The 5,112-nt window shown below is 66.8% G+C and carries 8 protein-coding genes; all 8 read right to left on the bottom strand.

What is annotated here, in order from left to right; translation table 11 throughout:
• Nucleotides 1-365 (bottom strand): cytochrome c-type biogenesis protein (locus AC3G3F_RS23735; RefSeq protein WP_488395918.1); only part of this gene is annotated, 365 nt, incomplete at its 3' end.
• Nucleotides 362-919: a thiol:disulfide interchange protein DsbE gene (gene dsbE, locus AC3G3F_RS23730; protein ID WP_488395917.1), complete on the bottom strand. Its 558-nt coding sequence runs from the start codon at nucleotides 917-919 to the stop codon at nucleotides 362-364. The genes AC3G3F_RS23735 and dsbE, both read right to left, overlap by 4 nt.
• Nucleotides 916-2,850 carry a heme lyase CcmF/NrfE family subunit gene (locus tag AC3G3F_RS23725; protein ID WP_053530180.1) on the bottom strand — a complete coding sequence of 645 codons (1,935 nt, stop codon included), beginning with the start codon at nucleotides 2,848-2,850 and terminating at the stop codon, nucleotides 916-918. Before AC3G3F_RS23725 ends, dsbE begins: the two co-directional genes overlap by 4 nt.
• On the bottom strand, nucleotides 2,847-3,326 hold the full coding sequence (gene ccmE, locus AC3G3F_RS23720) for a cytochrome c maturation protein CcmE (protein ID WP_070804650.1): 480 nt from the start codon (nucleotides 3,324-3,326) through the stop codon (nucleotides 2,847-2,849). The genes AC3G3F_RS23725 and ccmE overlap by 4 nt, the downstream gene beginning before the upstream one ends.
• Complete coding sequence (gene ccmD, locus AC3G3F_RS23715; protein WP_023247223.1) at nucleotides 3,323-3,535, bottom strand: heme exporter protein CcmD; 213 nt, start codon at nucleotides 3,533-3,535, stop codon at nucleotides 3,323-3,325. The genes ccmE and ccmD overlap by 4 nt, the downstream gene beginning before the upstream one ends.
• Nucleotides 3,532-4,269 (bottom strand): heme ABC transporter permease, encoded by a 738-nt coding sequence (locus AC3G3F_RS23710; protein WP_053511205.1) that lies wholly within the window; start codon nucleotides 4,267-4,269, stop codon nucleotides 3,532-3,534. The genes ccmD and AC3G3F_RS23710 overlap by 4 nt, the downstream gene beginning before the upstream one ends.
• Before the next feature lie 82 nt (nucleotides 4,270-4,351).
• Nucleotides 4,352-5,011 carry a heme exporter protein CcmB gene (ccmB, locus tag AC3G3F_RS23705; RefSeq protein ID WP_023247221.1) on the bottom strand — a complete coding sequence of 220 codons (660 nt, stop codon included), beginning with the start codon at nucleotides 5,009-5,011 and terminating at the stop codon, nucleotides 4,352-4,354.
• The coding region (locus AC3G3F_RS23700) for a hypothetical protein (RefSeq protein ID WP_230323413.1) at nucleotides 5,008-5,112 on the bottom strand (105 nt) is incomplete at its 5' end. The genes AC3G3F_RS23700 and ccmB, both read right to left, overlap by 4 nt.

The raw sequence follows: 5,112 nt of genomic DNA, 5'->3' as shown, positions 1-5,112 counted from the left end.
CCGCCCGCCACGATGGCGGCCAGCGGCAGCACCCACAGCAGCACCGTCAGCGGGGTCAGCGGCGGGTCGTAGGTGACGAAGTTGCCGTAGCGCGCCACCATGTAATCGATGATTTCCTGCCTGCTCTTCCCCTCCTGCATCAGGTCATACACCTTCCGGCGCATGTCGGTGGCTATCATCGCGTTCGAGTCCGCAATGCTGTTGTTCTGGCATTTCGGGCAGCGCAGCTGCTCCGTGAGCTGGCGGAACTGCTGCTCCTGCGCCTCGTTTCTGAACGGCATCACGTCGGTGGTCGCCCGCGCCGGCGCGGCCATCACCAGCACCAGCATCAGCACCAGCATCAGCATGCCCGGTAAAAATCTCATTGCGCCGCCTCCCGGCTGTATTTATCCCACAGCGGTTTCAGTTCACTTTCCCACACCCGGGCGTTCAAATCGCCCGCATGGCGGTAGCGGATAATCCCGTTACCGTCGATGAGGAAGGTTTCCGGCGCGCCGTACACGCCCAGGTCCAGCCCCAGCATCCCGTCGCTGTCCGATAAACTCAGCGCATACGGGTTGCCCAGCGTGTTTAACCAGGCCACCGCCTTCGCCCGGTCGTCCTTATAGTTCAGTCCCACCACCCGGATACCCTGCGCGGCAAGCCGGTTCAGGTACTGATGCTCGGCGCGGCAGGTCGGGCACCAGGTGGCCCAGACGTTAAGCAGCACCGGTTTCCCCTGCGTCAGCGCCCCGGCCCCGTAATACTGCCCCGGCCGGTCCAGCGACTCCAGGCGGAACGCCGGCACCGGCTTCCCGGTCAGCGCCGACTCAAGGGCCGTCGGGTCATCGCCCTGCGCATTGCGCGCCAGTTGCCACAGCAGCGCCGCGGCAATCAGCAGAAAAATCAGTAACGGTAATAACAGTACGTTGCGTTTCATACGGCCTCCGGCGACGGGCGGCGCGGGCGGCGGTAGCGCGGGTCCGCCAGACTCAGCAGCCCCCCCAGCGCCATCAGCAGCCCCCCGGCCCATATCCAGCGGACAAATGGCTTGTAGTACAGGCGCACGGCCCACGCGCCGTTGTCCAGCTCCTCCCCGAGCGCGGCGTACAGGTCGCGGGTCAGCCCGCCGTCAATCGCCGCCTCGGTCATCACCATCCGGCTGGTGTTGTAGAGCCGTTTCTCCGCGTGCAGCACCGCCTCCGGCGCCCCGTTGCGCGTCACCCCGATGATGGCCACCCCGCCGCGGTAGTTGGGTCCGGTGATGTCCCTCACCTCCCGGAAGGTGAAGCGGTAGTCGTGAATGGTCACGCTGTCGCCCGCCCGCATCCGCACGTCACGCTCCACGCTGTAATTCTGGCTGAAGGCGATGCCGGTAATCGTCACCGCCAGCCCGAGGTGCGCCGCCACCATCCCCTGGTAGCTGAGGGAAATCCTGGCGCCGCGGGACACGCGCTGTACGGCTTCGGCCACCGCCAGCACCCCAATCCAGCAGGCCATCGCCATCCCGGCCACCGTCATGGCGGCGATGCGGTCCTGAAACAGCCACGGCAGCAGTACCGACAGCGCCAGGGTGGAGACCAGGGCGGTGAGCAGCAGCGTTCTGATTTTACGCGGCCGGTCCCGGCCCCAGCGCACCAGCGGCCCCACCCCCAGCAGCAGGGCAAAGGGAACCATCAGCCCGCTGAACATGGTGTTAAAGAACGGCTCCCCCACCGAAATACTGCCCAGCCCCAGCTGCTTGTGCACCAGCGGCAGCAGCGTGCCCAGCAGCACCACCAGCATGGCAGCCATCAGCAGGACGTTGTTGCCGAGCAGCAGCGACTCGCGCGACCACAGCGCGTTGTTCACCCGCGAACGCACCCTGTGCCCGCGCACGGCGAACAGCAGCAGCGAACCGCCGGTGACCAGCACCATAAAGGCGAGGATAAACATTCCGCGCGCCGGGTCGGAGGCGAAGGCATGCACCGACACCAGCACCCCGGAGCGCACCAGGAAGGTGCCCAGCAGGCACAGCGAGAAGGCGCAGATGGACAGCAGCAGCGTCCACGCCTTAAAGCCGGCGCGCTGTTCGGTGACCGCCAGCGAGTGCAGCAGGGCGGTGCCCGCCAGCCACGGCATAAAGGAGGCGTTCTCCACCGGGTCCCAGAACCACCAGCCGCCCCAGCCCAGCTCGTAGTAGGCCCACGCGGAGCCGAGCACGATACCCAGCGTCAGGAACACCCACGCCGCCAGCGTCCACGGGCGGGCAAAACGGGCGAACGCGCTGTCCAGACGCCCGCCCAGCAGCGCGGCGATGGCGAAGGCGAAGGCCACCGAGAAGCCGACATAGCCCATGTACAGCAGCGGCGGGTGGAAAATCAGTCCGGGGTCCTGCAGCAGCGGGTTCAGGTCGCGCCCCTCCACCGGGAAGGCCGGCAGCGTGCGGGCGAACGGATTCGAGGTGAACAGGATGAACACCAGAAAACCGGCGCTGACCATCCCCATCACCGCCAGCACCCGGGCCACGATATCCGCCGGCACCGGCCGGCTGAACACCGCCACCGCCAGGGTCCAGCCGCTCATCAGCAGCACCCACAGCAGCAGCGAGCCCTCGTGCGCCCCCCAGGTGGCGGCCACCCGGTACCACACCGGCAACTGCGTGTTCGAGTTGCCGGCGACATAGGCCACGGTGAAGTCGTTGACCACAAAGGCGTGCACCAGCACGAAAAACGCACCCGCCACGCAGATAAACAGCAGCCAGGCGAACACCCCGGCCGACGCCATCATCCGCGCGTCGCCGCGCGCCGCGCCCCACAGCGGGTAAACGGACAGCAGCAGCGCCACGCCGAGCGCCAGGCACAGCAGCGCGTTGCCGTATTCAGGCATCATGATGAGGTGTCCTTATTGATACTTTGCGGACGACGGTGGTTTTCCTGCATCGCCTTTTCCACTTCCGGCGGGGTGTAATTCTCGTCATGTTTGGCCAGCACCTCCTGCGCCAGGACGTGGTTGCGCGTATCCAGCTCCCCCTGGACCACCACACCCTGCCCCTCGCGGAACAGGTCCGGCAGTATCCCCTCATAGCTCACCGCCACCGAACCTTCAGCGTCGTAGAGGCTGAAGTTCACCTTCAGCGAGTCCGGGTCGCGCCTGACGCTGCCGGGCATCACCATCCCGCCGACGCGCAGGCGCTGGCCCACTTCCGGCAGCTGCTGCGTCTCGCGCTTGCCGTAGAGAATTTCGCCGGGGGTATAGAACAGGTCGATATTCGCACGCAGTGCGTACAGGACCAGAGCGGTGGTCAGCGCCAGGCCCGCCAGCACCGCGCAGGCCACCCATAACCGGTTTCTGCGTCGCTGGTTCACGCGGCCTCCTGTTGTGCCTGTGCGGCACGCATCCGCGCCTCGCGCGCCCGCTGCTGCGCCACGCCGCGCAGAATGGCCCGGCGCTGCAGCACCGTGTGCAGCGCCAGCGCCGCCAGCGGCACCACGGTCATCGCCACCGCCAGCCAGACAAAAAAGGCGTACCCGCCCATGGCGAAAAAATCGCTCCACGATGAAAATGCCGTTCTCACCGGCGCCCCCTTTTCAGTATCAGTTCGCCCACCCACGGGCGGCGTTTTTCCATGAGTAAAATCAGGTTGCGCATCCGCATCAGCGAAAGCGTCATAAAGAGCAGCAGGTAGCCGGTGATGGCCCAGCGCAGCGGCGAGCGCATCGCCGGGTCGATACTCTGCTGCATCCGCGTCGAGCCCTGGTGCAGGGTGTTCCACCACTCGACGGAATAGTGGATAACCGGCAGGTTCACCACGCCGACCAGCACCAGAATGCCCGCCGCGCGCCCGGCCATTCTGCGGTCGTCAAAGGCGTGCCACAGGGCGATGACCCCGGCGTAGAGAAACAGCAGCACCAGCTCCGAGGTCAGGCGCGCGTCCCACACCCACCAGGTGCCCCACATCGGTTTACCCCACGCCGAGCCGGTGACCAGCGCGATGAAGGTGTACACCGCCCCCACCGGCGCCATCGCCGCGACGGCAAGGCTGGCCATTTTCATCTGCCAGACCAGCCCGGTAAACGCCGCCACCGCCATCGCCGCATAGATACCCATCGACCAGATGGCCGCCGGGACATGCAGATACATAATGCGGTAGCTCTCCCCCTGCTGGTAGTCCGCCGGGGCGAAGCCAAAGCCCCGGACCCAGCCCGTGGCCAGCGCGATGATACCGGCCACCGCCAGCCACGGCACGAGCCTGCCGCAAATCTGATACAGCCGGGGCGGCACTGCCAGCTGATGAAGGGTTTTCCACATAGTCGTCACCTGACCTCCTGAAACCAGTAAAATGTCCGTGGTGCCGGACGGCGGCCGGCGCCTTATCCGGCCTGCAAATGCGCTACTGCACGCTGATACGCAGCGCCGCCGCGGTGGCGAACGGGCTTAACGTCGCGCTGCCCGCCAGCAGCGCCCCCAGAACCGCCAGATAGCCGTCAACGGGTAAATGCATCGACGCCGCGTCCATCGCCGCGGTGGCAAAAATCAGCACCGGGATGGCCAGCGGCAGCACCAGTATGCCCAGCAGGACGCCGCCGCGCCGCAGCCCGGCCGTCAGCCCGACGCCCGGCGCGGCGAGAAACCCCAGCGCCGGCGTGCCCAGCAGCAGCGTCAGCGCCATGATTTTCCAGCCGTACACGTCCATCCCCAGCAGCAGCGCCACCAGCGGGGAGAGAATAATCAGCGGCAGGCCGGTCACCGTCCAGTGGGCCAGCACCTTCGCCAGCACCACCGCCGGCAGCGGCACCGGCAGCAGCATCAACTGCTCCAGGCTGCCGTCCTGCAGGTCGTCGCGAAACAACCGCTCCAGCGCCAGCAGCGAGGCCAGCAGCGCCGCCACCTGGATGATGCCCGGCGCGATACGCGCCAGTAGCTGCGGCTGCGGCCCGATGCTTAACGGAAACAGGGTGATGACCATCAGGAAGAACCACAGCGGGCTGGCGATGTCCGCGCAGTGGCGAAACGCGACGCGCAGCTCAAGACAGAAGACACGCCACATCACAGCCCTGCCCCCCCGCCGGTCAGCGCAAGGCGGCGGATGGTGTCCGCGGCCCCCGGCAGCGGCTGGTGGGTGGTGAGAATGACCATCCCGCCCTGCGCCGT

The organism is Salmonella sp. FC25216 (genome assembly GCF_057751355.1).
The sequence above is the reverse complement of the archived record's forward strand: the minus strand, read 5'-3'. Positions and strand labels throughout refer to the sequence as shown.